General features: G+C 73.1%; 21 protein-coding genes. 9 read left to right on the top strand and 12 right to left on the bottom strand.

Going from position 1 to position 21,266, the window contains the following annotated elements; genetic code table 11:
- Positions 1 to 200: 200 nt before the first annotated feature.
- Positions 201 to 1,013, top strand: coding sequence for a glutamate ABC transporter substrate-binding protein (locus ACGFYQ_RS11655; protein WP_393742527.1), 813 nt, complete (start codon positions 201 to 203; stop codon positions 1,011 to 1,013).
- On the opposite strand, the gene ACGFYQ_RS11650 is transcribed toward ACGFYQ_RS11655, so the two are convergent.
- A complete protein-coding gene (locus tag ACGFYQ_RS11650) occupies positions 997 to 2,019 on the bottom strand; it encodes an SMP-30/gluconolactonase/LRE family protein (protein WP_393742525.1) in 1,023 nt (340 codons plus the stop codon). The two genes, ACGFYQ_RS11655 and ACGFYQ_RS11650, sit on opposite strands and share 17 nt — an antisense overlap.
- A gap of 145 nt (positions 2,020 to 2,164) precedes the next feature.
- Entirely contained in the window at positions 2,165 to 2,731 is a 567-nt protein-coding gene (locus ACGFYQ_RS11645) for a DJ-1/PfpI family protein (protein WP_393742523.1), read from the bottom strand.
- 214 nt (positions 2,732 to 2,945) lie between these two features.
- Here ACGFYQ_RS11645 and ACGFYQ_RS11640 point away from each other — a divergent pair, with 214 nt between their 5' ends.
- Positions 2,946 to 3,764 carry an endonuclease I family protein gene (locus ACGFYQ_RS11640; RefSeq protein WP_393742521.1) on the top strand — a complete coding sequence of 273 codons (819 nt, stop codon included), beginning with the start codon at positions 2,946 to 2,948 and terminating at the stop codon, positions 3,762 to 3,764.
- A gap of 114 nt (positions 3,765 to 3,878) precedes the next feature.
- Positions 3,879 to 4,178: a DUF3040 domain-containing protein gene (locus tag ACGFYQ_RS11635; protein ID WP_393742519.1), complete on the top strand. Its 300-nt coding sequence runs from the start codon at positions 3,879 to 3,881 to the stop codon at positions 4,176 to 4,178.
- 57 nt (positions 4,179 to 4,235) lie between these two features.
- Here the strand turns inward: ACGFYQ_RS11635 and ACGFYQ_RS11630 are convergent, their stop codons facing one another.
- Complete coding sequence (locus ACGFYQ_RS11630; RefSeq protein ID WP_393743263.1) at positions 4,236 to 5,240, bottom strand: alkene reductase; 1,005 nt, start codon at positions 5,238 to 5,240, stop codon at positions 4,236 to 4,238.
- A gap of 221 nt (positions 5,241 to 5,461) precedes the next feature.
- Here ACGFYQ_RS11630 and ACGFYQ_RS11625 point away from each other — a divergent pair, with 221 nt between their 5' ends.
- Together ACGFYQ_RS11625 and ACGFYQ_RS11620 are read left to right on the top strand one after the other, a co-directional pair.
- Positions 5,462 to 6,001, top strand: coding sequence for a MarR family winged helix-turn-helix transcriptional regulator (locus ACGFYQ_RS11625; protein WP_393742517.1), 540 nt, complete (start codon positions 5,462 to 5,464; stop codon positions 5,999 to 6,001).
- The gene (locus tag ACGFYQ_RS11620; RefSeq protein WP_393742515.1) at positions 6,001 to 6,765 is read left to right on the top strand and encodes a 2-phosphosulfolactate phosphatase; all 765 of its coding nucleotides are present in this window, start codon (positions 6,001 to 6,003) and stop codon (positions 6,763 to 6,765) included. Before ACGFYQ_RS11625 ends, ACGFYQ_RS11620 begins: the two co-directional genes overlap by 1 nt.
- Before the next feature lie 10 nt (positions 6,766 to 6,775).
- Here ACGFYQ_RS11620 and ACGFYQ_RS11615 read toward each other — a convergent pair whose 3' ends face one another.
- From ACGFYQ_RS11615 to ACGFYQ_RS11605, 3 genes are all read right to left on the bottom strand, one after another.
- Complete coding sequence (locus tag ACGFYQ_RS11615; RefSeq protein ID WP_393743261.1) at positions 6,776 to 8,425, bottom strand: family 20 glycosylhydrolase; 1,650 nt, start codon at positions 8,423 to 8,425, stop codon at positions 6,776 to 6,778.
- Positions 8,426 to 8,487: 62 nt separating this feature from the next.
- Positions 8,488 to 8,916: a heme-binding protein gene (locus ACGFYQ_RS11610; protein WP_393742513.1), complete on the bottom strand. Its 429-nt coding sequence runs from the start codon at positions 8,914 to 8,916 to the stop codon at positions 8,488 to 8,490.
- 44 nt (positions 8,917 to 8,960) lie between these two features.
- On the bottom strand, positions 8,961 to 10,217 hold the full coding sequence (locus tag ACGFYQ_RS11605) for an MFS transporter (protein ID WP_393742511.1): 1,257 nt from the start codon (positions 10,215 to 10,217) through the stop codon (positions 8,961 to 8,963).
- Between the two features lie 196 nt (positions 10,218 to 10,413).
- Here ACGFYQ_RS11605 and ACGFYQ_RS11600 point away from each other — a divergent pair, with 196 nt between their 5' ends.
- Both ACGFYQ_RS11600 and ACGFYQ_RS11595 read left to right on the top strand, forming a co-directional pair.
- The gene (locus ACGFYQ_RS11600; RefSeq protein WP_393742509.1) at positions 10,414 to 10,869 is read left to right on the top strand and encodes a MarR family winged helix-turn-helix transcriptional regulator; all 456 of its coding nucleotides are present in this window, start codon (positions 10,414 to 10,416) and stop codon (positions 10,867 to 10,869) included.
- Positions 10,870 to 10,872: 3 nt separating this feature from the next.
- Positions 10,873 to 11,166 carry a hypothetical protein gene (locus tag ACGFYQ_RS11595; protein ID WP_393742507.1) on the top strand — a complete coding sequence of 98 codons (294 nt, stop codon included), beginning with the start codon at positions 10,873 to 10,875 and terminating at the stop codon, positions 11,164 to 11,166.
- Positions 11,167 to 11,365: 199 nt separating this feature from the next.
- Here the strand turns inward: ACGFYQ_RS11595 and ACGFYQ_RS11590 are convergent, their stop codons facing one another.
- The 3 genes from ACGFYQ_RS11590 to ACGFYQ_RS11580 form a co-directional block, all read right to left on the bottom strand.
- The gene (locus tag ACGFYQ_RS11590; RefSeq protein ID WP_393742505.1) at positions 11,366 to 12,016 is read right to left on the bottom strand and encodes an RNA polymerase sigma factor; all 651 of its coding nucleotides are present in this window, start codon (positions 12,014 to 12,016) and stop codon (positions 11,366 to 11,368) included.
- A gap of 8 nt (positions 12,017 to 12,024) precedes the next feature.
- The gene (locus ACGFYQ_RS11585) at positions 12,025 to 12,474 is read right to left on the bottom strand and encodes an LAETG motif-containing sortase-dependent surface protein (RefSeq protein ID WP_393742503.1); all 450 of its coding nucleotides are present in this window, start codon (positions 12,472 to 12,474) and stop codon (positions 12,025 to 12,027) included.
- Between the two features lie 138 nt (positions 12,475 to 12,612).
- The gene (locus ACGFYQ_RS11580) at positions 12,613 to 14,058 is read right to left on the bottom strand and encodes a PLP-dependent aminotransferase family protein (protein ID WP_393742501.1); all 1,446 of its coding nucleotides are present in this window, start codon (positions 14,056 to 14,058) and stop codon (positions 12,613 to 12,615) included.
- Between the two features lie 29 nt (positions 14,059 to 14,087).
- Here ACGFYQ_RS11580 and ACGFYQ_RS11575 point away from each other — a divergent pair, with 29 nt between their 5' ends.
- Entirely contained in the window at positions 14,088 to 15,056 is a 969-nt protein-coding gene (locus ACGFYQ_RS11575) for a DMT family transporter (protein WP_393742499.1), read from the top strand.
- Between the two features lie 269 nt (positions 15,057 to 15,325).
- Complete coding sequence (locus tag ACGFYQ_RS11570) at positions 15,326 to 16,168, top strand: helix-turn-helix domain-containing protein (protein ID WP_393742497.1); 843 nt, start codon at positions 15,326 to 15,328, stop codon at positions 16,166 to 16,168.
- A gap of 12 nt (positions 16,169 to 16,180) precedes the next feature.
- Here the strand turns inward: ACGFYQ_RS11570 and ACGFYQ_RS11565 are convergent, their stop codons facing one another.
- The 3 genes from ACGFYQ_RS11565 to ACGFYQ_RS11555 all read right to left on the bottom strand — a co-directional run bounded on the left by ACGFYQ_RS11565 (position 16,181) and on the right by ACGFYQ_RS11555 (position 21,117).
- Complete coding sequence (locus tag ACGFYQ_RS11565; protein WP_393742495.1) at positions 16,181 to 16,807, bottom strand: class I SAM-dependent methyltransferase; 627 nt, start codon at positions 16,805 to 16,807, stop codon at positions 16,181 to 16,183.
- Positions 16,808 to 16,925: 118 nt separating this feature from the next.
- The gene (locus tag ACGFYQ_RS11560; protein ID WP_393742493.1) at positions 16,926 to 17,417 is read right to left on the bottom strand and encodes a CAP domain-containing protein; all 492 of its coding nucleotides are present in this window, start codon (positions 17,415 to 17,417) and stop codon (positions 16,926 to 16,928) included.
- A 259-nt stretch (positions 17,418 to 17,676) separates the two neighbouring features.
- Entirely contained in the window at positions 17,677 to 21,117 is a 3,441-nt protein-coding gene (locus tag ACGFYQ_RS11555) for an endo-alpha-N-acetylgalactosaminidase family protein (protein ID WP_393742491.1), read from the bottom strand.
- Positions 21,118 to 21,266 lie beyond the last annotated feature (149 nt).

Genomic DNA, 21,266 nt, shown 5'->3' with positions numbered 1-21,266 from the left:
GCTCCGGCCCGGATCCGCCGCAGGATCTGCGGTCGGACCGGATCGTTATCCTCAAGTTTTGCTCAGATGTAGTGACGCTGCGGCCGCCACCTTCCTAGCTTCCTCGTACACGTGTCGTGACGTCCCCCACGCATTCGCGGTTCCACGCGCTCCGGCGATCCCGGTGCGCGTCCCGCGTTACCGAGGAAAGAGTGCAGCAGATGAAGGTTCCCCAGGCCGGTGCGGTCGCCGCAGTGATCGCCCTCGCCCTGACCACCTCCGGGTGCGGCGGTGACGACGAGGCCACGGGGACCCTCTCCATCGGCATCAAGTTCGACCAGCCGGGCATCGGGCTGCGCGAGACCGGCGGCGTCTTCTCCGGTTTCGACGTGGACGTCGCCACCTACGTGGCCAAGGAGCTCGGCTACAAGCCGGACCAGATCGAGTTCAAGCAGGTCTACAGCAACGACCGTGAGCTGCTGCTCCAGTACAACGAGGTGCAGTTCGTCGCCGCGAGCTACTCGATCAACGAGAAGCGCAAGGAGAAGGTCGACTTCGCCGGCCCGTATTTCGTGGCCCACCAGGACCTGCTGGTCCGCGCCAGCGACACCACCATCACCAAGGCGGAGGACCTCAACAGCAAGAGGCTCTGCTCCGTCACCGGCTCCACCTCGGCGGAGAACATCCGCAAGAGCGTCGCCCCCAAGGCGAGCGTGCTGGAGCTCCCCGGCTACTCGGAGTGCGTCGTCGCCCTCGCGGACAACCTGGTCGACGCCATGACCACGGACAACTCCATCCTGGCCGGGTACGCGGCCCACAAGGGCAACGAGGGCAAGTTCAAGCTGACGGGCCAGAGCCTGAGCAACGAGAACTACGGCATCGGGGTCAAGAAGGGCAACAAGGAACTCCAGACCAAGATCAACGCCGCGCTGAAGAAGATGGTCGCGGACGGGTCCTGGGAAGCGGCCGTGAAGAAGAACTTCGGCGCCGACTACAAGTACGAGCCGGCGCCGGCGATCACAACGGGCAGCTGACGATCGTCGAGGCGGTGGCCGGGTCCGACCAGTCGGCGTCGAAGCGGGCGTTGACGACGTAGAGCCGGTCACCGTAGACCGCCGCCGTCGTCGGCTCGTCGAAGCGCGGGTCGGTGATCTGCCGGACGAAGCGGGCGCGGCGGCCGTCGCCGCTCAGGGTGAACACGTCCACGGCGTAGCTCCAGTTGCGTACGACGTACAGGGTGCGGCCGTGGACCACGAGCCCGTCGCCGTTGCCCACCGACCCGCCGTCGAGCACGGTCCGGGTGGCGACGCCGCTGCCGGGGTCGATGCGGAAGAGGGCCTGGGCGGTGTCGTGCACCACCAGCAGGGCCCGGCCGTCGGGGGTCCGTTCGATGCCGTTGGCGCCCCAGTACTCGCCGCCGGGCGGGACCGGCACCCATTCGCCGCCGATCCGCAGCGCGCGCGGGGCGGCGCCGGGGCCGGTGAGCTCGCGCCCGGCGGGCAGGAAGTACAGGACGTCGCCGAAGGAGTCGGTGAACCAGGCCCCGCCGCATCCGACGACGACGTCGTTGACGAACCCGGTGCCGGTCACGGCCTGGTGCGTGGCGAGGACCCGGCCGTCGCCGGAGTGGACGACCCGGATCTGCCCGCTGGCGCCGCCCGCGACGAGCAGCCTGCCGTACGCGTCGAGCTTGAGCCCGACCGACTGCGGCCCCTGACCCCGGGTGAGGATCCGGCCGGTCCCGGTGGCGAGGTCGGCCCGGTAGATCGAGCCGTCGATCAGCGAACCGGTGTAGGCCACGCCGCGGGCGGAGACGGCTATGCCCTCGGGCTGGAAGCCGGGCGGGGTCGCGAGGCTGTCGGGCCACCGGGCGGCGGACGACGGGGCCCCGGACGCCGGAGTCCCGGCCGAGGGGGCCCCGGGCGAAGGGGCCCCGGCCGGCCGGGCCTGGGCGAGCGGGGCGAGCGGACCCGCGAGCGCGGCGCCGCCGAGGGCCGCGGCCGCGCCGATGAACCTGCGCCGACCCAAGGGTCCAGTCACGGTGGTTCCTTTCAACTGCCTTGACATGAGCGTTGGTTGACACTCACACCTCAGCACACCGCCCGCGCCCCGTCAGTCCCGCATCCGGACACTTCACAAGGGAATGGGGAGCCTCCCCTTCACGGATGGAGCGGGAGCCGTCCGGTCAGACCACCGGGGCCTTGCTCCGCAGCACCGTCAGGAACTCCCGCATCCAGCGCGAGTGGTCGGGCCAGGCCCTGGCCGACACCAGCGTGCCGTCGACCACGGTCTCGGAGTCCTCGAACTCGGCCCCGGCCGCCTTCATGTCCAGCTCCAGCGCCGGATACGCGGTCACCCGGCGGCCGGTCAGGCCCCCGGCCGCCGCGGTGATCAGGGGGCCGTGGCAGATCTGGGCGATCGGCTTGTCCGCGTCGGCGAAGGCGGCCAGGATCCGCCGCACCTCGGGATCGTTGCGCAGGTACTCCGGGGCCCGGCCGCCCGGGACGACCAGGGCCGCGTAGTCCTCGGTGGCCACGTCGGTGAAGGCCAGATCGGCCGGCCAGGTGTAGCCGGGCTTCTCGGTGTAGGTGTCGAAGCCGTCCTCGAAGTCGTGGACCACGAACCGCAGCTTCTTCACCGACGGAGCGGCGATGTGGACCTCGTACCCCTCCTCGCGCAGGCGCTGGTACGGATACAGGACCTCCAGCGACTCGGCCGCGTCACCGGTCACGATGAGGATCTTCACTGCCATGGGCTGCTCCAGGAAGGCTGTTCACGGTCGGCTCGGCCCCGCGGGGCCACCGCTACCCTGCCCGCGCCACGCGCCCGGCACACACCAAGATCCGCATGCCGGACACATGGTTTTAACCTGTAGGGCACATGACAATGTGAGCCTCGCTCTGCCACCTGACACCCCGCCAATTCCCCGGGCGGGGGCGGTGCGTGTGGAGAGGTACCCCCACGTGATGAGAATCTCGCGCCTGACTCCCTGGGCGGCCGGCCTCGCGGCTGCCGCCCTGTTCGCCGTACCGGCCGCCGCCTCGGCCGGCCAGCAGCGGACGGCGGACGCCCAGTCCGGCACGGCCACGGCCACGGCCACGGTGGACGATTACTACGCACCCGCCGCGGGCAAGACCGGAGCCGCGCTGAAGACCGCCCTGCACGACATCATCAAGACCCAGTCCAAGGTGTCCTACGACGGCGTGTGGAACGCGCTCAAGGTGACCGACCAGGACCCGGCGAACCCGAACAACGTCATCCTGGTCTACTCCGGCCGTTCCCAGTCCAAGTCCACCAACGGCGGCGACCCCAACGACTGGAACCGTGAGCACGTCTGGGCCAAGAGCCACGGCGACTTCGGCACCGCGACCGGCCCGGGCACCGACCTGCACCACCTGCGCCCCGAGGACGTCACGGTCAACAGCACCCGCGGCAACAAGGACTTCGACATGGGCGGCGGCCCGGTCTCCGAGGCCCCGGGCAGCTACACCGACGCCGACTCCTTCGAGCCGCGGGACGCGGTCAAGGGCGATGTGGCGCGGATGCTGCTCTACATGGCCGTGCGCTACGACGGCGGCGACGGCTTCGCGGACCTGGAGATGAACGACAAGGTCAACAACGGCAGTGCCCCCCTCTTCGGCCGGATCAGCCTGCTGAAGCAGTGGAACCAGATGGACCCGCCGGACGCCTTCGAGCAGCGCCGCAACCAGGTCATATTCGACACCTACCAGCACAACCGGAACCCGTTCATCGACCACCCGGAGTGGGTCAACTCCATCTGGTGACCGGACGGGCAGCCATGACGTCCTCCGGGGGTTGGGCCGCGCCTGGGCCGGGTATTCGCAGGTCAGAGGCTGCGGTCCGCGCCCGACGGGGCAGCCCCACGGAGGTACGTCGTCATGGACGGAGCCGGACTGTCCGATCGCGAGCAGCGCGCCCTCTCGGCGATCGAAGCCCATCTGAAAGGCGACCGGTCGCTCGACCGGATCCTGCGGTCCGCTCACCGGCGTCACCGCACCTTCGCGGCCTGTCTGCTCGGCGCGGTGACGGTGGCCCTGCTCGTCGCGGCCTCGGTCACCGTGTCCCAGCCGCTGATCTGGGGCTTCGCCGCCGCGTGGATCCTGACGGTGGTCACGGCCCTGCCGCTGATCGCCCAGTGGGCCCGCCGCCGCTGGCAACGCCGGGAGCGGCTGGGCTGACCGGAGCCGGCGACCCGGGCAGGACACCCGCCCCGGTGAACCTTTCCGGCCACAGCACTAGCGGGCCGGATAGTCCGTGTAGCCGCGGGCGTCGCCTCCGAAGAAGGTGGAGGGGTCCGGGGTGTTGTACGGGCCCTCCGTGCGCAGCCGCTCCGGGAGGTCGGGGTTGGCCAGGAAGAGGGCCCCGAAGGCGAGCAGGTCGGCGGTGCCGTCCTCGATCAGCGTCAGCGCCCGGTGGTCGGTGGGGCCCTCGGTCGCCGGGTTCAGCACGAGCGGGCCGGTGAACTGCTTGCGCAGCGCCAGGGTGGCCTCCCGGGCCTCGGGCCCGTGCTCCAAGATGTGCAGGTAGGCCAGTCCGAGCCCGTCGATCTCCTTGACCAGGGCCTCGTAGGCGGGCTGCGGGTCGGGCTCGGAGATGTCGTTGTACGCGTTCCCGGGCGAGATGCGCAGGGCGGTGCGCTCGGCGCCGATCGCCGCGGCGACCGCCTTGACCACCTCCACGGCGAAGCGGATCCGGTTCTCGGTGGTGCCGCCCCACTCGTCGCCGCGCCGGTTCGTACCCGGAGCGAGGAACTGGTGGATCAGGTAGCCGTTGGCCCCGTGCAGCTCCACGCCGTCGAAGCCGGCCTCCACCGCGTTGCGGGCGGCCTGGGCGTAGTCGGCGATGGTCGCCCGCACCTCGGGGCCGGTCAGTTCTCGGGGGGTGACGAACTCCTTCATGCCGTCCCCGGTGAACAGCTGCCCCTGGGCGGCGACCGCCGAGGGCGCGACGGGCACGAGGCCGTCCGGCAGCAGCGTCGGGTGGCCGATCCGGCCGGAGTGCATGAGCTGGGCGAAGATCCTGCCGCCCGCCGCGTGCACCGCGTCGGTGACCTCGCGCCAGGCCGCGACCTGCTCGGCGCTGTGCAGGCCGGGGGTGAAGGGGTAGCCCTGGCCGACGACGGAGGGCTGGATCCCCTCGCTGATGATCAGCCCGGCGGAGGCGCGCTGGGTGTAGTACTCGGCGACGAGGCCGGTGGCGATCCCGCCTTCCGCGGCACGGCTGCGGGTCATGGGAGCCAGGGCGATCCGGTTGGGGAGCGTGCTGCCGGCGATGCGAACGGGTTCGAATGCGGTGGTCATATCCGCCTCACAGAGTTAGTTGGTCGGCCAATAAAAGCGCGTGGAATGCACAGTACCTCATTAGTTGGCCGACCAAGGTAAAATCGGGAGGGCGGATAGGATCCACCTACGAGGACCGGGCCCGGACGCCGCGCCGGCCGCAACGAAAGAGGAGCGCCGCCATGACCGCGCAAGCCGCCCGGGAACCGCGCACCGCCCCGGAATGCGCGGCGGCCCCCGGCGCCGTGCTGGACGGGCCCGTCAGCCACGCGATCAGCCGGGTCGCCCGGCTGCACCGGATCGCCGCGGGCCGGGTCCTGCGGGACCTGGGGCTGCATCCGGGGCAGGAGTTCCTGATGATGCACCTGTGGGACAGCGGGGCCGTGCGCCAGTCCGAGCTGATCAAGTCCGTTGGACTGGATCCCTCCACGGTGACCAAGATGCTCCAGCGCCTCGAACAGGCCGGACACGTACGACGCCGCCCCGACCCGACCGACCGGCGCGCCTCCCTCGTCGAGGCCACGGACGCCAGCTGCGGCCTCCTCGTCGACGTCCGCAGGGCCTGGGGCGAGCTGGAACGTCAGACCCTGGACGGCCTGGACGAGTCCGAACGCGCCGAACTGACCCGTCTGCTGGGCAAGGTGGAGGCGACCCTGTGCACCGAGGTCACCCGGGGCGGCGGGGAGTGCGACGCCGCGTACCCGGGGCCCGGGGGCTGCTAGTGGAGCGCGACGTCGACTGGTTCCTGCAGACGGGCAGTGGCGCGCGGTTCGACTGGGGGCCCGTCGGAGCGCAACGGCTCGCGGCGGATGTCGCGTGCCTGGTCGTCGTCGACGTGCTGTCGTTCACGACCTCGGTGACGGTGGCGGTGGAGTCCGGGACGCGGGTCTTCCCCTATCCCTGGCGCGACGATTCCGCGGCGGAGTTCGCCAGCCGGAGGGGCGCGCGTCTGGCCGTCGGGCGACGCATGGCCACACCGGCTTCGCCGTGGTCGCTGTCCCCTGCGGCGCTGCGACGTGCTCCGTCCACCCCGAGACTGGTCCTGCCCTCTCCCAACGGTTCCTCGATCGCCGCCGCGGCGGGCGAGTCACCGGTGGCCGCGGGGTGTCTGCGCAATGCGACGGCGGTGGGCCGTTGGCTCGCCCGGCACGGTTACGGGACCCCGGACCGGCCGGTCGCCGTGATCGCCTCCGGTGAGCGATGGCCCGACGGCAGCCTGCGCCCCGCGCTGGAGGACCTGCTCGGTGCCGGAGCGGTCCTCGCGGCCCTGAGGAAGCACTTCGATGCCACCCTGTCGCCCGAGGCGGCGGCCGCGGCCGCCTGCTTCGAGGCGACGCCGGATGTCGTCACCGCGGTCGCCGCCAGCGCGTCCGGCCGGGAGCTCGACGGCGGCGGATTCGCCGACGACGTGGCCGTCGCGACCGAACTGGACGTCAGCACCACCGTTCCGGTCCTCACCGACGGGGCCTTCACGGCGGCGGCCTGACCCCGCGGCATCAACGCGGCGGGGTCAGGCGGTCGGCGAGCGCGGTGAAGCCGGTCCACGGCAGGGCCGGGGTGCGGGCGTCCCAGACCTTCTGGGAGAGCGCGGCGAGCGGCATCCGGATGCCCGCCGCCACCTGGGCTTGGGTCTGCGCGCCGGACAGGTCGGACCAGACGGCGAGGCGCCCGCCCAGGATCTGGTCCGCGTACTGCGCCGGGACGGCGGTGGTGCCGCGCAGGACCAGCGGGGTCCACTGCTCGTAGATCCGCCGGCCTGTGGGGTACGTGAACTGGTTCGGCTCGCCCAGCACGTAGTACAGGTACTCGTCGTTGAGGTTCACGACCTTGCGGCCCTCGCGCAGGTACTCCAGCGGCGGGCGGGCGCCGATCTCCTTGCCGGTCCAGTATTCGACCTGGATGTCCTTGGCCGCGTTCGCGACCCCGCCGCGGAAGAAGCCGTCGTTCCAGGCCTTCAGCGCCTTGCCCGAGGGCCGCACCGTGTCCGCGCGGTCGTTGAGCCAGCCCGTGGCCAGGTCCTGCACGCGGGCCGTGGCCCCGTACCGCTGCCGCGCCGCGCTCGCGAGCTGCGGGAAGGAGGCTTCGGGGTCGCGGACCACCAGCGCCTGGTACTCGTCGGCGCCCAGGTGCCAGGCCCCGCCGGGGAACAGCGGCCGGTACTCGCGGAGCAGTTCGTCGACGAGCTTCGCGGACGCGGGGTTGGCTATGTCCACCGCTCCCTTCACCGCCCTGCCCTGTACGTCGCGCAGCTGGAGGTCGGGGTGGACGCGCAGCACCGCGCCGAGGTGTCCGGGCGAGTCGATCTCGGGGACGACGGTGATGTGCAGGCGGGCGGCGAGTGCGGTGATGGAGCGCACCTGGGCCTTGGTGAGGTGCGGGGTGGAGACGATCTCGGGGTGGCTGTCGGACTGGATCCGGAAGGCCTGGTCGTCGGAGAAGTGCAGGCCGAGCTGGTTGAGCTTGAGGTCGGCCATCTCGCGCAGCCGGTCCTCGATCCAGTCGGGGGTGAAGTGCTTGCGCGCTATGTCGAGGTTGAGCCCGCGCTGGGGCTTGGCCGGGCCGTCGCGGACGGTGCCCTCGGGGGCCGAACCGGCGCTCCGCACGGCCTGTTTGAGGGTGCGGGTGCCGTAGAAGACCCCGGCCTCGTCGGGGCCGGTGATCCGGACCCGGCCGTCCTTGACGTCGAGGGTGTACGACTCGGCGGGGCCGGATCCCTTGGCTCCCAGGGCGAGTTCCACGTCTCCGGTCCGCGGCTCCCCGGACTCGGCGTATCCCATGCGCAGTTCACCGGCGAGCAGCCTGCCCTCGTCGGACAGGGCCGCCTTGTCGCCCTGTGCGACGACCACGCGGGCCGCGGGGGCGGGCTTCCAGCCGGGGCCCCGGGCGGGTATGTGTTCCCGTACGGCCGGGATGGTGCGAGGGGCGGCGGACAGGGCGTAGGAGCGCGTCGGGGACGGTGCGGCTCCGGTGGGCTCCGGGGAGGGGGCCGCCGAGCCGGCCGGGGTACTGGGGACGGGCGTCGGGGCGGCGGGGGCGCGGGCCTCGTCGGAGGCGGCCGTGCAACCCGGGACGGCAAGGGTGACCAGTGCGGCGACCGTGGCCGTCGCTATGACGTGGCCTCTCACGTGAAACCTCGGATTTCGCATCATGCGCCCGTCTCCCCCGTACCAACCTGGCACGGGGGACACGGGCGCGCGACCCGGCGGCCTCAGACCAGGGCGTCGAGCGCGGCGGCGGCGAAACCGTGGTCCTGGTCGGGGGCCGCGCCGCCGACACCGATCGCGCCGATGAGGCGGCCGTCGCGGTGGACGGGCAGCCCGCCGGCGATGAACAGCAGCGGCCGGTCGAGCGCGGTGGGCAGGGTGTGGAACGGGCCGCCGGGCCGCACGGCGTCGACGAGGTCGGCGGTGGGGGCGTTCAGCTGGAGGGCCGTGTAGGCCTTGCGGGTGCTGGTCTCGCCGGAGATCAGCACGGCGCGGTCGTCGCGGCGGAAGGCGAGCAGGTGGCCGCCGGCGTCGAGGACGGTGACGCTGACCGTGACCCCGGCCGCTTCGGCGGCGGTCCGGGCGGCGGCGACGAGCAGGTCGGCGTCCTCGGTGGTCAGGGGGGCGACGGCGGTGCGGGTGGCGCTGGACATGCGGGCTTCTCCTTGCGGGGGCGTGTACGCGGGGGCGTGGTTGATCAGTGGTGGGCGGGGACGGCGGCGGGCGCGACGGCAGGCGTCCCCGGGGTCGCGGGGGTCCCGGGGGTCCCGGCCGCGGCCACCCGGCCGGTGCGGTCCGCGGAGTCGGCCGTACGGCGCTCCAGCGCGCCGGAGACCAGGGCCAGGACCAGGGCGGAGGCGGCCAGCGCCGCGCCGACCCAGTTCGGGGCGGTCCAGCCCAGGCCGGCGGCGATCACCAGGCCGCCGAGCCAGGCCGCGAGGGCGTTGCCCAGGTTGAAGGCGCCGATGTTGACGGCGGAGGCCAGGGTCGGCGCGCCCGCCGCCTGGTCGAGGACCCGCTTCTGGAGCGGCGGCACGGTCGCGAAGCCGAGGGCGCCGATGAGCACGATGGTGACGGCGGCGCCGGCCTTGGTGTGGGCGGTGAGCGTGAAGACGGCCAGCGTGACGGCGAGCGCGCCCAGGGACACGTACAGCATCGGCATCAGCGCGCGGTCGGCGTACCGGCCGCCGATGAGGTTGCCGGCGACCATGCCGAGGCCGAAGAGGACGAGGAGCCAGGTGACGGAGGAGTCGGCGAAGCCGGCGACGTTCGTCATCATCGGCGTGATGTAGGTGATCGCGGCGAAGACGCCGCCGAAGCCGAGGACGGTCATCGCCATCGCGAGCAGCACCTGGACGTTGCGGAAGGCGGCCAGTTCGCGACGGATCCGTACGCCGCCTTCGGGCCGGGGCAGGTCGGGTACCAGCCGGGCGATGCCGAGCAGGCCGAGGACGCCGAGCCCGGCGACGATCAGGAAGGTGACGCGCCAGCCGAGGGTCTGCCCGACGAGGGTGCCGAGCGGCACGCCGACCACGTTGGCCACGGTCAGGCCGGTGAACATCATGGCGATGGCTCCGGCCTTCTTCTCTGGGGCGACCAGTTCGGCGGCGACGACGGCGCCGATGCCGAAGAAGGCGCCGTGGGCGAGGGAGGCGACGACGCGGCCGGTCAGCATGACCCCGAAGGCGGGGGCGAGCGCGGAGAGCACGTTGCCCGCGATGAACAGGCCCATGAGCAGCATCAGCATCCGCTTGCGGGGGATGCGGGTGCCGAGGACGGTCATCAGCGGCGCGCCGAGGACCACGCCGAGAGCGTAACCGGTGACCAGGAAGCCCGCGGTGGGGATGGAGACGCCGTAGTCGACGGCGACCTCGGGGAGCAGGCCCATGATCACGAACTCGGTGGTGCCGATCCCGAAGGCCCCGATGGCGAGGGCGAGGAGTGCGAGAGGCATGAGGGGAGGTGCCCTTCAGGGGAGGGGGTGGAGCGGTTCGCGGCCCGCGGCCGCCGGTGTGGCGAGGCGTACGTTGCCGTCGCTGCTTACGTGCGTCCACATTAATTGCACACGCGGGATATGTGCAAGCGCGGGCTATTGCAGAGGTGTCCTATCCTGGTGGACACACGCAGTACACGCTTCGAAGGAGGAGCCCATGACGGCCACGGACAGCGCGCTCACCGCCCTCTCCCAGGGCTGGTGCGCCCTCTCCCTCCTGCACGGGCGGATCGAGGCGCACATCGAGCGGGCGCTCCAGGCGGGGCACGGCCTCAGCGTGCGCGAGTACTCACTGCTCGACGTCCTGAGCCGCCAGCACAACGGGCCGGGCGGGCACCTGCGGATGCACCAGGTCGCCGACTCGGTGGTGCTCAGCCAGAGCGCGACGACCCGCCTGGTCAGCCGGCTGGAGGACCGCGGCCTGCTGAACCGCTACATCTGCGACACCGACCGGCGGGGCATCTACACGGACGTGAGCGAGGCGGGCCTGGCCCTGCTGGCCGCGGCCCGGCCGACGAACGACACCGCCCTGCGCGAGGCGCTGGACGAGGCCGCGCGCAACCCCGAACTGGCCCCGCTCGTCGCCGTGGTGGAGAACACGCCCTCCGCCTAAGGCTTGGAGGGGCTCGGGGACGCCGAGAGGGACGCCGAGGGGGGTACCGAGCGGGAGCTCGTGGGCGGCGGGGTCTGCGACGAGGGCGCGGACTTCGACGGTGGGACCGGGACCCCCGTGCGGGTCGGCATCGACAAGGGCGTGGCGCTCGGGGCCGGGCTCGGCGCCGAGCTCGGCCCCGGCATGACGGACGGCGACAGCGTCGGCCACGGAGTCGGCGTCGGAGACCCGATCTCGGGCGGCGCGGCCGGCGGCGCCGGGCGCACCGCCGACGGCTCCGGAGCGAGCACGAGGTAGCCCACCACGGCGGCCGCCGCCGCGGCCAGCCCGGCCAGGGGCAGCCCGAGGCTCCGCAGCCGCCCCACGGGGAGTACGGGGAACCGCCGTACGTGCGGCCCCGGCGGATCGGCGGGGCGCAGCTCCCGGACCGTGACACCGGCCGCGCGCGCGTCCAGGGCCTCCCGCAGCCTGCGCTCGACGGGGCGTTCGCCGTAGGTCATACCCGTCCCTCCAGAATCCGTTCCAGCGCGTCCAGGGCCCGGCTCGCGTTCGACTTCACCGCTCCCCGGCTGATCCCGAGCGTGGCCGCGATCTCCGCCTCGCTGAGCTCGGCCCAGTACCGCAGCACCAGGACCTGGCGTCGGCGCGGGCTCAACCGGCCGAGCGCGGCGAGCACTTCGCGGTGCGCCTCGTCGAGGACCACGTACGCCTCCGCCGACGGCACGTCGGCCTCCGTGGGCGGGGTCCAGGCCCGGGCGGTCCGCCTGCGGCGCAGGACCGAGCGCGAGGTGTTGACGACGGCGGTGCGCAGGTAGCCGAGGGCGTTGTCCACCTCGGTGATGTGCTCCCCGTGGCGGCGGTACAGGGCGGTGAAGGCGTCCTGGACCACGTCCTCGGCGGTGGCCAGGTCGTCGACGAGGAGCACCGCGAGGCGGACCATGCGCAGCCGGTGCGCGTGGTAGAGCGCGGTGACGGTGGGCGGCGGGTCACCCGGGCCGCCGGCGGCGGCGAGGTCGAACGGGTCCCCGTACGGCCTCGGTTCGGCCGCCGGGGCGGAACGGTCGCGGCGCAGCAACGACCACAGGCCCCGCCACCCCCGGCCGAAGCCGGGCGTGAGGGGGCCGACGGGTGGTGCGAGGTGGAGCACAGGATTCCTCAGCCGTTGGCGCGGCGCCGCACGGCGTACAGGGTCCCGGCGCCGGCGACGACGAGGACGGCGGCCCCGGCCCCCAGCGCGGTGGTGGTCGCGGAGGAGCCAGTATGCGCGAGCTCGGACCCGGCGGGCGAAGCCGAGGGCTGCGGGGCACCGCCGGGAACCGCGCTCGGGGCCGCGCTCGGGGCCGCGCTCGGGGCCGCGCTGGGGGTGACGCTGGGGGCGGCGCTCGGTGCCGCGCTGCCGGGCAGGCTGACGGACGGGCTCGGCGGCACACTGGTGACGGCCGCCTTCGGCGCGGCGCTCGGCGACGTGCTGGACGCCGGCGCCGGCGTCGGCGAGGCGGAACCCCCCGCGGCGAAGGCCGGTCCGGCGAGAGCGACGACCGCCCCGGCGGCGGCAGCGGTGACGGCAGCCCGGCGGACGGTGCGGGGGACGCGCTTCAGGTTCATCACGGTGGTTCTCCACGGTCGGGTCGAGGGCGCGGGATCGCACCCTTCACCCCCGCACGACGCGCGAAGCCCGCCGAGGTTGCCGCTCTTGCGAAGAAACTTTTCACCGTCTCCACGGCAGGCGGTCACGGCAGGCGGTTACGGCAGACCGTTCAGGGCCGTGCCCAGCGTGGCGATGCCCTCCTCGATCTCGCCCGTCGAGCCCGCCGCGTAGCCGAGGATCAGGCCGGGCGGGCCCGGCGTGAGGCGGTGCCAGGACAAGGGGTGGGTCTTGACTCCGAGGGCCAGGGCGGCCGAGGCCAGGGCCGTGTCCTGGAAGCGGGCCCCGTCGAAGGTGACCATCAGGTGCAGGCCGGCGGCCGCGCCGTGCACCCGGGCCCCCGGCAACCGGTCCGCGACGGCCCGGAGCATGGCGTCCCGGCGGCGGCGGTGGCGGCGCCGGACGAAGCGCAGGTGGCGCTCCAGTTCGCCGGAGTCCATCAGCCGGGCGAGGACCAGCTGGGCGAGGACCGGGTTGCCGAGGTCGGCGTAGCGCTTGGCCTCGGTGACGGCCTCGCGCAGCCGCGGCGGGACCAGCAGCCAGCCGAGGCGCAGGGCGGGGGCGAGGAGTTTGGACACGCTCCCGGCGTAGCAGACGCCCTCGGGCAGCAGGGCGCGCAGCGCGGGGACGGGGGCACGGTCGTAGCGGTGCTCGGCGTCGTAGTCGTCCTCGATGACCACTCCGCCGGCGGCCGCCCAGCCGAGCAGGTCCCGGCGGCGCTCGCCGTCGAGTACGACCCCGGTCGGGAACTGGTGCGCCGGGGTGAGCAGGACGGCGCCGGCCCCGCTCGCCCGCAGCGCGGCCACGTCCAGTCCGGCCTCGTCCACCCGTACGGGCACCGTCTCCAGCCGCCCGTACTCCAGCTGCTGGCGGGCCCCGAGCGAGCCGGGGTCCTCGACCGCGATCCGGCGTACCCCGTCCTCCCGCAGGACCTGCGCCAGCAGCCCCAGGGCCTGGGCGACGCCCGCGACGATCACCACCTCGTCGGGGTCGGCGCGGATCCCCCGGTTGCGGGCCAGCCAGCCCACGACGGCCTCGCGCAACGCGGGCGCGCCCTGCGGGTTGCCGTAGCCGAAGTCGGCGGGGGTGAGCCCGGCGAGCACCCGGCGCTCGGCCTGGAGCCAGGCGGTACGGGGGAAGGCGGTCAGATCGGGCACCCCGGGCGAGAGGTCGATCCGGCAGGGTACGGCGCGCAAGGCGTCGACGAGCCCCCCTCGCGTGGGGGCCGTGGTGGGCCCGGCCGCCGGGGGCGGGGCAGCGACGACGACGGTGCCGCCCCGGCCCCGGCCGGACACCTGGCCGGTCTCCGCGAGCCGCTGGTAGGCCTCGGTGACCAGCCCCCGGGAGACGCGGAGTTCGGCGGCGAGCACGCGGCTGGCCGGGAGCCGGCTGCCGACCGGCAGGGTGCCGTCGGCGATGGCGGCGCGCAGCCGGCCCGCCAGCCATTCGGTGCGGCCGCCCGGCGGGGCATGGCCGATGTCGAGCTGGAGGAAGTCCGATCCGCTTTTGGACCCCTCGACCCGGCTTTCATTGGACCTGCTCACCGGACCATTGTGCCGCGAGGCTGGACGGCATGAAGACGAACACACCGTCCACCGCCTTCCGGGACCTGGCGCCCGGCATCGCCGGGATGGCGCTGGTCGGCAGCAGCGTCACCGTCTCCCGCTCCCTCGTCGACTCCCCGCTGTTCGCCGTCCAGGCCGTCCGGTACGCGGCCGCCGCTCTGCTCCTGCTGGCCCTGGCCCGGGCGGCGAAGGTGCCGATCCTGCGGCCGCGCGGCCGGGAGTGGCTGTGGCTGGCCGGGATCGCGGCGACCGGGCTGGTGCTGTTCAACGTGGCCGTCGTGCGCGGGGTCGCGCATGCCGAACCGGCCGTCATCGCCGTCGCGGTGGCCTCCGTACCGATCCTGCTGGGTCTGATCGGCCCGTTCCTGGAGGGGAGGCGGCCCAGCCGCCAGGTGCTGCTGGCGGCTCCCGTCGTCGTGGCCGGGGCCGTACTGGTCGAGGGGACGGGCCGGACCGACGCCGCCGGAGTGGCCTGGGCCGCGCTCGCGCTGGGCTGCGAGGCCGGGTTCACCCTGCTCGCCGTCCCGGTGCTGCGCCGGCACGGCGCGTGGGGCGTGTCCGTGCACGCGGTGTGGATGGGGGCGGTGATGCTGGCGGGGCTCACGGTGTGTACGGAGCGGCCTGCGGACCTGCTGGAACTCGGCCCGGCCCAGTGGGCGGCCGCCGGGTACCTCGCCGTCATGGTGACGGCCGTGGCGTTCCTGCTCTGGTACCGCACGGTGGCCGCCGTGGGCTCCGGCCGGGCCGGGCTGCTGACCGGGGTCGCCCCGCTCGCCGCGGCGGCCACCGGGGCCCTCACGGGCGGCGGCGTCCCGGGCCCGGCGGTGTGGCTGGGCCTGGCCGTCGTCGTCGCAGGCCTCGCGGCGGGGCTAGGGAGTGTCGTCAAAGTGTCGTCGGCCGCCCGAAGGGCGGGGCTGGTGGGGCCTGGTGCGTGCGATCGCAAGGCGGAGGAGGGAATCGACGCGGAACGTCGGTGACCGACGACAACGCGGCTGGGGGTCCCCCCGGACGGAGTCTGGGGGAGTGCGTTCCAGGCCCCACCAGCCAGACGGGACTTTGACGACACGACCTAGGGGGGTGGCTTGCCGGTCAGGCCGGGCTCGCGCCGCCTGGCACCGCGCCCTGATCCGGCCCGACCGGCAAGACACCCCCGGCCGCGCCCCGCGCCCGGGCCGCCCGGGCCGCTTCCGCTCCCGGAGTCCGCGTCCCCTTGAGGGCGCCGGGCCTTGTGGATCACAATCCGCAGATGGCGACGCCCCCGTACAGCAGCTGGATGCGGTACTTCTCCCCCACCGCCAACCACCGCAGGCTCGGCCTGGTCTGCCTCGGGGTGGGGGTGCAGCAGGGCGAGCTGCCGGTCGTGGGGCCGCGCGCGCTCGACCACCACGTCGCCGTGGTCGTCACCCGCGGCCGGGGCTGGTTCAGCCACGGTGGCCGGCCGCCCCAGCCGGTGACCGCGCCCGCGCTGCTGTGGCTGGTGCCGGGGGTGGAGCACCACTACGGGCCCGATCCGCGCACCGGCTGGGACGAGTGCTTCGTCGACTTCACGGGCTTCAGCGTGGAGGCGTACACCGACCTCGGCTACGTCACCCCGGACCGGCCGCTGGTGCCGCTGAGCGGGACGGCCGGGGTGCAGCACGTGATCGACGGGATCGTACGGGCCGCCCGGCGCGGCGGCCCGCTGCTGGAGGTCGAGGCCGCGGCCGCCGTGCACGCCCTGCTGGTGGCCCTGCGCTACGCCCGCGCCGAGGTGTCCCGGCACGGGGACACCGTGATGGACACCCTGGCGCGGGACGCCCTGCTGCCGATATCGGTGGCCGAGCACGCGGCCCGGCTCGGGATGCCGCTGCCCCAGCTGCGCTGGGCGGTGCGGCGCAGTACCGGAGAGGGGGTCAAGGAGTACCTCCTCGGCATCAGGCTGAGCCGGGCGAAGGAGCTGCTGGCCCGCACCGACCTGCCGGTCGCCGGGGTCGCCCGGCGGGTCGGTTACGAGGATCCGGCCTACTTCAGCCGGCTGTTCAGCCGCCGGGTGGGCATGGCGCCCGTACGGTTCCGGGCCCAGCAGTCGGTGCGTGGCCCGGGCCGGTGAGTCGGTCCCGTATCAGGGCCGCCGGGCGTAGCAGAACAGGTGTTCCTCGGGACCGGCGAGGGCGTCGGCGGGACGGAAGGGGGCGGTGTGGTGGTGCAACACCTCCAGGCCGCGGTCCGTCAGCCGGGCCAGATGGTCCTCGGTGGAGAGGCTGCTGACGGTGACCTCGTGGCCCATCCACTCGATGTCGAGGCCCCGGATGTCGCCCGGGACCGTCGCCATCACGAAGTACCCGCCCGGCGCGACCCAGGACGCCATCCGGTCCAGCGCCGCCGCGACCTCCGGCTGGTCCATCACGAGCAGCGGGAAGAAGGCGCACACCGCGTCGAAGCCGGCCGGCTCCGGCGTGTAGGTGCGCACGTCGGCCTGTTCGAAGCGTGCCCGCGGGACCCTGGCGCGGGCCAGTTCGACCATGGCCGCCGAGACGTCGATGCCGGTCACGGCGCAGCCGGCCCGGACCAGTGCCTCGGCGGTGGGCCGTCCGGTGCCACTGCCCACGTCCAGCACACGGGCTCCAGAGGCCAGCCTGGCGGTGAGCCAGTCGAGGGCTTCGAGCTGACCGGGCACCCGCCCGAACACCTCCTCGTAGCGCTCCCCCAGCTCGTCGAACACCTCTGCCGCCGACTTGCGTTGGCTCATGGGACCCCCGTCTCTCGTAGCGGCCACCGTACTGCCGGGTGCCCGCGAAGTAACGCCGTTCGGGCCCGCGGGTCGGGCGGGACTCGGCGTCCTCGTGTGAGAGGGGGTACCGGTTGCGTCAGGGCCCGTACCGGCACACCACGACCCAGCCGCCGCCGGGGATGGGAACGCCGCTCGTCGCACCGCAGCCCATCTTGTGCCACCTGCTGTCGATCATGTTGTAGTAGTGACCCCACGTCTGGTACCCGGGGCTGTCGGTGTCATGGTTGGGATCGGCGTCATAGGCGCTCTTCTCACTGGCCCATTCCCCCACGGCCTGGTTCGGCGGATAGCCGGACATGTTCTCGGCCGCGTTGTCGATCGTAGCGTGGTGCAGCGAACCGCCCTCGGTGGACGCCGGATCGTCGGCCCAGGCCTGGGCCTCGGTGGCGAGCGCGGCGTCCCAGGTCAGGGGCGGCTGGCTGGCCTGCTGGCGCACATCGTTGGTCTCGGAGAGCATGGCTTGCTGCTCGGCGGGGGTGAGTTCGGCCGGGAGTACCGCCGAGTTGGAGGCGGAACCAGTCGCCAGCACCATGCCTCCGGTCATCAGCGTCGCCGCGAGGACGGTCACGGCGCGATGGTGTACCCGAGTGGGATTCTTCATTTGCGACTCCCCGGTCGCACGGAAAACGGCAGCAGGGAGACCCTACTGGGAGGTGCCGGCGTGGCTCACGGCCGTCGCTGAAGCGGGCCGCATGGCCGGCTCGTGCGATGGCCGGGAAGGCCATCGGCGACAAAGTGCGCTGGTCGGGGGACCGATGGGCGCCCTCGGCAGGACCAGCCTATGCCGAGGGCATCCGTGGGGCGACCCGGAGACGACCGGGGACGGCCTAAGGCCTATGGCCGATGTTGAGCTCCGCGATCGCGGTCCACGAATTGCCGTCCACCTCCCTCGTGGCCTTGAGCCTGACGTAGCGCGCGGTGCGGGCGGGGAAGGTGACGTCCTGCTGGGCGGCGGTGTTCGGGAAGGTCCCGGAGGCCGCGGCCGTCCCCCAGTTCACCCCGTCCGTGGAGGTGAACACCTGGTAGTCGGCGATGCGTCCGTTGGGCTGCGTCTGCCGGGGCAGGTAGTGCAGGGCGGTGACGTCGTACGAGGCGCCGAGGTCGAGGGTGATCTCGTGGGGCATGGGGGCGGTGGCGGCGTACCACTGGGTGTGCCAGATGGTGGAACCGTCGCCGTCCAGGACGTTGGCGGCGCTGCCGTTCTCGCCGGCGGTCTCCTGGCTGTCGACCGACTTCACGCTCATCTGGCCCTGGGGTACGAGGAGTTCACCGCCGCCGCCGGGACCGAGGTCGTCCACGGTCAGGTCGTCGAGGATCAGGTCGGCCTCGTTGTGGGAGCCCTCGGGGGTGACCTTCCGTACGCCGATCCAGGCGTCGGCCCCGGCGGTGAAGGTCTTGGTGAAGGTGGTGGGCGTACGGGCCTGGTTCAGTGCGGTGGCGGTCTCGGTGGAGCCGGATCCGGTGACGAACTGGTAGTCGCCGCTGAAGCCGGTCTCGTAGGTGAAGGCCGCCTTGTGCGAGCGCCCCGGGGTCAGCCGCAGGGTCTGCGGGAGGGTGCGGTAGACCAGGCCGGTCCGCTCCTCGTGCGACTTGAGGGAGTTCTGGCCGCCGATCACGTCGTCGACCAGCTTCCCGCTCCACCCGGCCTGCGTGTACGGGGCGTTGCGCTGGGCGATGTGGGTGCGGGGGTCGGTGGCCGAGCCGCCCGCGCCGCCGAAGGCGAAGGGCCCCCAGCCGGCGTCGACGTTCTCGAAGTCCTCGGCGAACCAGTGCCCGCCGAGCGGGGTGCGGGCGGAGCGGACCACGCGTACATCGTCCAGGTAGACCGTGCCCGATCCGGCGGCGGCGGACAGCTTGAGGGTGGCGGTGGACCGGCCGGACGGCACGTCGAAGAGCACCTTCATGCGCTGCATCCTGGTGCCGTTCTTCTCGCTGCCGCCGAGGTTGTTCGTCAGTGGTGACGAGTCGGCGTACACGGAGGCGGCGGTGCCGCCCGCCGGGGTGACGGTGAGGGTGGCGGCCCGGCCGGCCGGGGTGGAGACCCAGACGGAGGCGGCGTAGGTGCCGGGGGCGAGGCCGGTGAGCTGCTGGGAGACGGCCGGGGCGGTGCCGGGGGCGAAGGTGAGTTCGCTCTGGCCCTGGGCGTTGCGGGTGACGGCGGCGCCGGTCCCGGTGACCGTCCAGGCGTTCAGGTTCCCGGCGTAGAAGGAGGGGTCCTTGACCGGGGTGCCCTCGCCCCACCTGGGGTCGGCCTGGGCGGGCGCCGCGCCGTTCGTGACCACGTACGCCGTGCGGGCGGCGGCGTTGATGGTGACCTGGCTACCCGCGCCGACGGCGAGGTCGCCGACCAACTGGCGGCCGGTGTGGTCGAGTTTGTACAGCTTGGGAGCGGACCAGCCGGCGGGGAGGGTCCAGGTGGTGGAGCCCGCCTTGTCGTTCCAGTGGTAGAGCTTGCCGTCGCGGGGCAGCAGGTAGGCGTCCCCGGACAGGACGGTGCGGCCGCCCGTGGTGATCCGGCGCTTGTTGCCGGCGGTGGTGACGGTGGTCCCGTCGGCGAGGGTGACCGTGTCGGCGGTCCACTTCACGATCGGGGATTCCTGGAGGTACTTGGTCGGCAGATTGACGCCGAAGGTGGTGTTCAGGAAGGCGGTGAAGTCCTTCTTGCCCTGCCAGCCCTCGTAGGCGGTGACCTCGGCGCCGCCGAGCAGCGGGCTGCGGGCGATCCAGTCGTCCTTGGCGTGGTTGGCGATGAACCGGGCGATGGTGGAGTTGATGCCCTTCAGGTCGCTGCCGCCGTAGTCGACGTCGGTGGCCCAGTGGTGCCAGAGGGACTGCTCGGTGAGGGTGTTGGGGAACTCGGTGGCCAGCTGGAGGCCGAGGCCGCCGATCTCGCGCTGGAGCTTGCGCGAGACGTAGCCGTCGCCGTACCAGACGTCCACGTAGAGGAAGTCGAGGCCGGGTGCCGCCGCCTTGAGGTCCTGGAGGCGCCGCAGGCGCTCGCCCGACTGGCCGTCCTTGCGCGTGTCGACGTAGTACGACTGGTCGAGCCAGTCCCAGCCGAGTCCGCCGCTCTGGTGGGCCGGGTCGAAGGTGGCCGAGACCGGGTACTCCTCGGTGGCGTTGATGTGCACGCCGAAGTCCGCGTTGTAGGCGTGGCCCGCGGTGGTGAGGGCGTTCAGGTCGACGGCGCCGCCGAGCTTGGAGCCGACGTTCTTGTAGTCCATGTGCGCGGAGTCGTGCCCCTCGGATGCGTAGCCCTTGAGCAGCACGAACTGTCCCAGGCCGTCGGTGGCGAGGTTGACCCGCTTGGTCTCGTCGAGGATCTGCGCGAAGGGGTGGGTGGCCTGGGAGGCGAAGTTGAAGGGGATCCGCTGCACGACCCGGTCGGCGGTGTCCTGCCAGCCGGTGGGCGGTGTCCAGATGTCCCGGTAGGCGACGGCGGCGTCCTGCCAGTCGACGACGGAGTCCGCGTTGCGGTCCGCGGTGATCGTGACGCGGGCGTACGGCAGCGGCTCGGTGTCGGTGTCGGCCGCGCCCGCGGCCCGGTGGAGCCAGGCGCCGCTCCACAGTCCGGCGCGGCGGTAGGAGCCCTTGTCCGTGACCCGTTTGCTGATCCGGCCGTTCTCCCGGGCGGTGCCGCCCGAGGGCGTGTCGTAGAGGGAGTTGGAGTCGATGGCGGCGGCCAGCTTGCCGGTGTTGGCCAGGCCGTACATCACGGTGGTCGCGGCCGGGTCGACGGGGGTGTTCGCGGTGACGGGGGTGAAGGTGTCCCCGGTGCCGGTGGTGGCGGTGTGCATGGTCGCCGTGGCGAGCGCGGCACCCGGCTGGTCGCTGCGGACGCTGACGAGGTTGTGGTCGGGGATCGCGAGGCTGCGTACGCGCAGGGCAGGGGTGTCCTCGATGGCGGTGACCTTGAACTCCACGACCGAACCGGTCACGGAGAGCCGGGATCTGATGGTCACTCCGGAGAAGGCGAGCGCGTAGTCCACGGCCGAGGCGGAGGGCGTCGAGGTCACGGTGGGGCTGTAGCCGGTCCCGTTGACGAGGATGGTGCTCAGCGGGTCCTCGTTGCCGTGCAGGACGTCGCCGGTGGCCCGGCGGGTGTAGCCGATGACGCGGGGGAAGCCGCTGTCCACGCTGACGGACAGCTCGGGCGAGGCGATCGTGACGGGTGCGGCCGCCGCGGCGGGGGCGGCGGGCGCGGCCACGACCAGGGTGGCGACCAGGCCGGCCACCGCGGCTGCGGCCGGCCAGAGGGGGGTACGCATCGGACCTCCGGGAGTCGGCTCTTCCTTGGCGGAAGACCGCTCGGCACGCAGGCCCGAGCGGTCCGCTCACTGACCTGACAGCTTGCGGACCGGGGCCGGGCACGCCCATGGACAAAGCGGAGCGCCGTCCTGGACTTACGTGGGGAGGC

The organism is Streptomyces sp. NPDC048258, assembly GCF_043201995.1.
Lineage (GTDB): Bacteria > Actinomycetota > Actinomycetes > Streptomycetales > Streptomycetaceae > Streptomyces.
This window is presented reverse-complemented; position numbering and strand designations above follow the sequence as displayed.

Excerpts from the sequence above, each read along its gene's own strand:
- ACGFYQ_RS11585 (WP_393742503.1), bottom strand. The coding sequence starts at position 12,474 with ATGAACCTGAAGCGCGTCCCCCGCACCGTCCGCCGGGCTGCCGTCACC.
- ACGFYQ_RS11655 (WP_393742527.1), top strand. The coding sequence starts at position 201 with ATGAAGGTTCCCCAGGCCGGTGCGGTCGCCGCAGTGATCGCCCTCGCC.
- ACGFYQ_RS11635 (WP_393742519.1), top strand. The coding sequence starts at position 3,879 with ATGGACGGAGCCGGACTGTCCGATCGCGAGCAGCGCGCCCTCTCGGCG.
- ACGFYQ_RS11575 (WP_393742499.1), top strand. The coding sequence starts at position 14,088 with ATGAAGACGAACACACCGTCCACCGCCTTCCGGGACCTGGCGCCCGGC.
- ACGFYQ_RS11625 (WP_393742517.1), top strand. The coding sequence starts at position 5,462 with ATGACCGCGCAAGCCGCCCGGGAACCGCGCACCGCCCCGGAATGCGCG.
- ACGFYQ_RS11610 (WP_393742513.1), bottom strand. The coding sequence starts at position 8,916 with ATGTCCAGCGCCACCCGCACCGCCGTCGCCCCCCTGACCACCGAGGAC.
- ACGFYQ_RS11645 (WP_393742523.1), bottom strand. The coding sequence starts at position 2,731 with ATGGCAGTGAAGATCCTCATCGTGACCGGTGACGCGGCCGAGTCGCTG.
- ACGFYQ_RS11615 (WP_393743261.1), bottom strand. The coding sequence starts at position 8,425 with ATGCGAAATCCGAGGTTTCACGTGAGAGGCCACGTCATAGCGACGGCC.
- ACGFYQ_RS11640 (WP_393742521.1), top strand. The coding sequence starts at position 2,946 with ATGAGAATCTCGCGCCTGACTCCCTGGGCGGCCGGCCTCGCGGCTGCC.
- ACGFYQ_RS11565 (WP_393742495.1), bottom strand. The coding sequence starts at position 16,807 with ATGAGCCAACGCAAGTCGGCGGCAGAGGTGTTCGACGAGCTGGGGGAG.
- ACGFYQ_RS11600 (WP_393742509.1), top strand. The coding sequence starts at position 10,414 with ATGACGGCCACGGACAGCGCGCTCACCGCCCTCTCCCAGGGCTGGTGC.
- ACGFYQ_RS11570 (WP_393742497.1), top strand. The coding sequence starts at position 15,326 with ATGGCGACGCCCCCGTACAGCAGCTGGATGCGGTACTTCTCCCCCACC.
- ACGFYQ_RS11555 (WP_393742491.1), bottom strand. The coding sequence starts at position 21,117 with ATGCGTACCCCCCTCTGGCCGGCCGCAGCCGCGGTGGCCGGCCTGGTC.
- ACGFYQ_RS11605 (WP_393742511.1), bottom strand. The coding sequence starts at position 10,217 with ATGCCTCTCGCACTCCTCGCCCTCGCCATCGGGGCCTTCGGGATCGGC.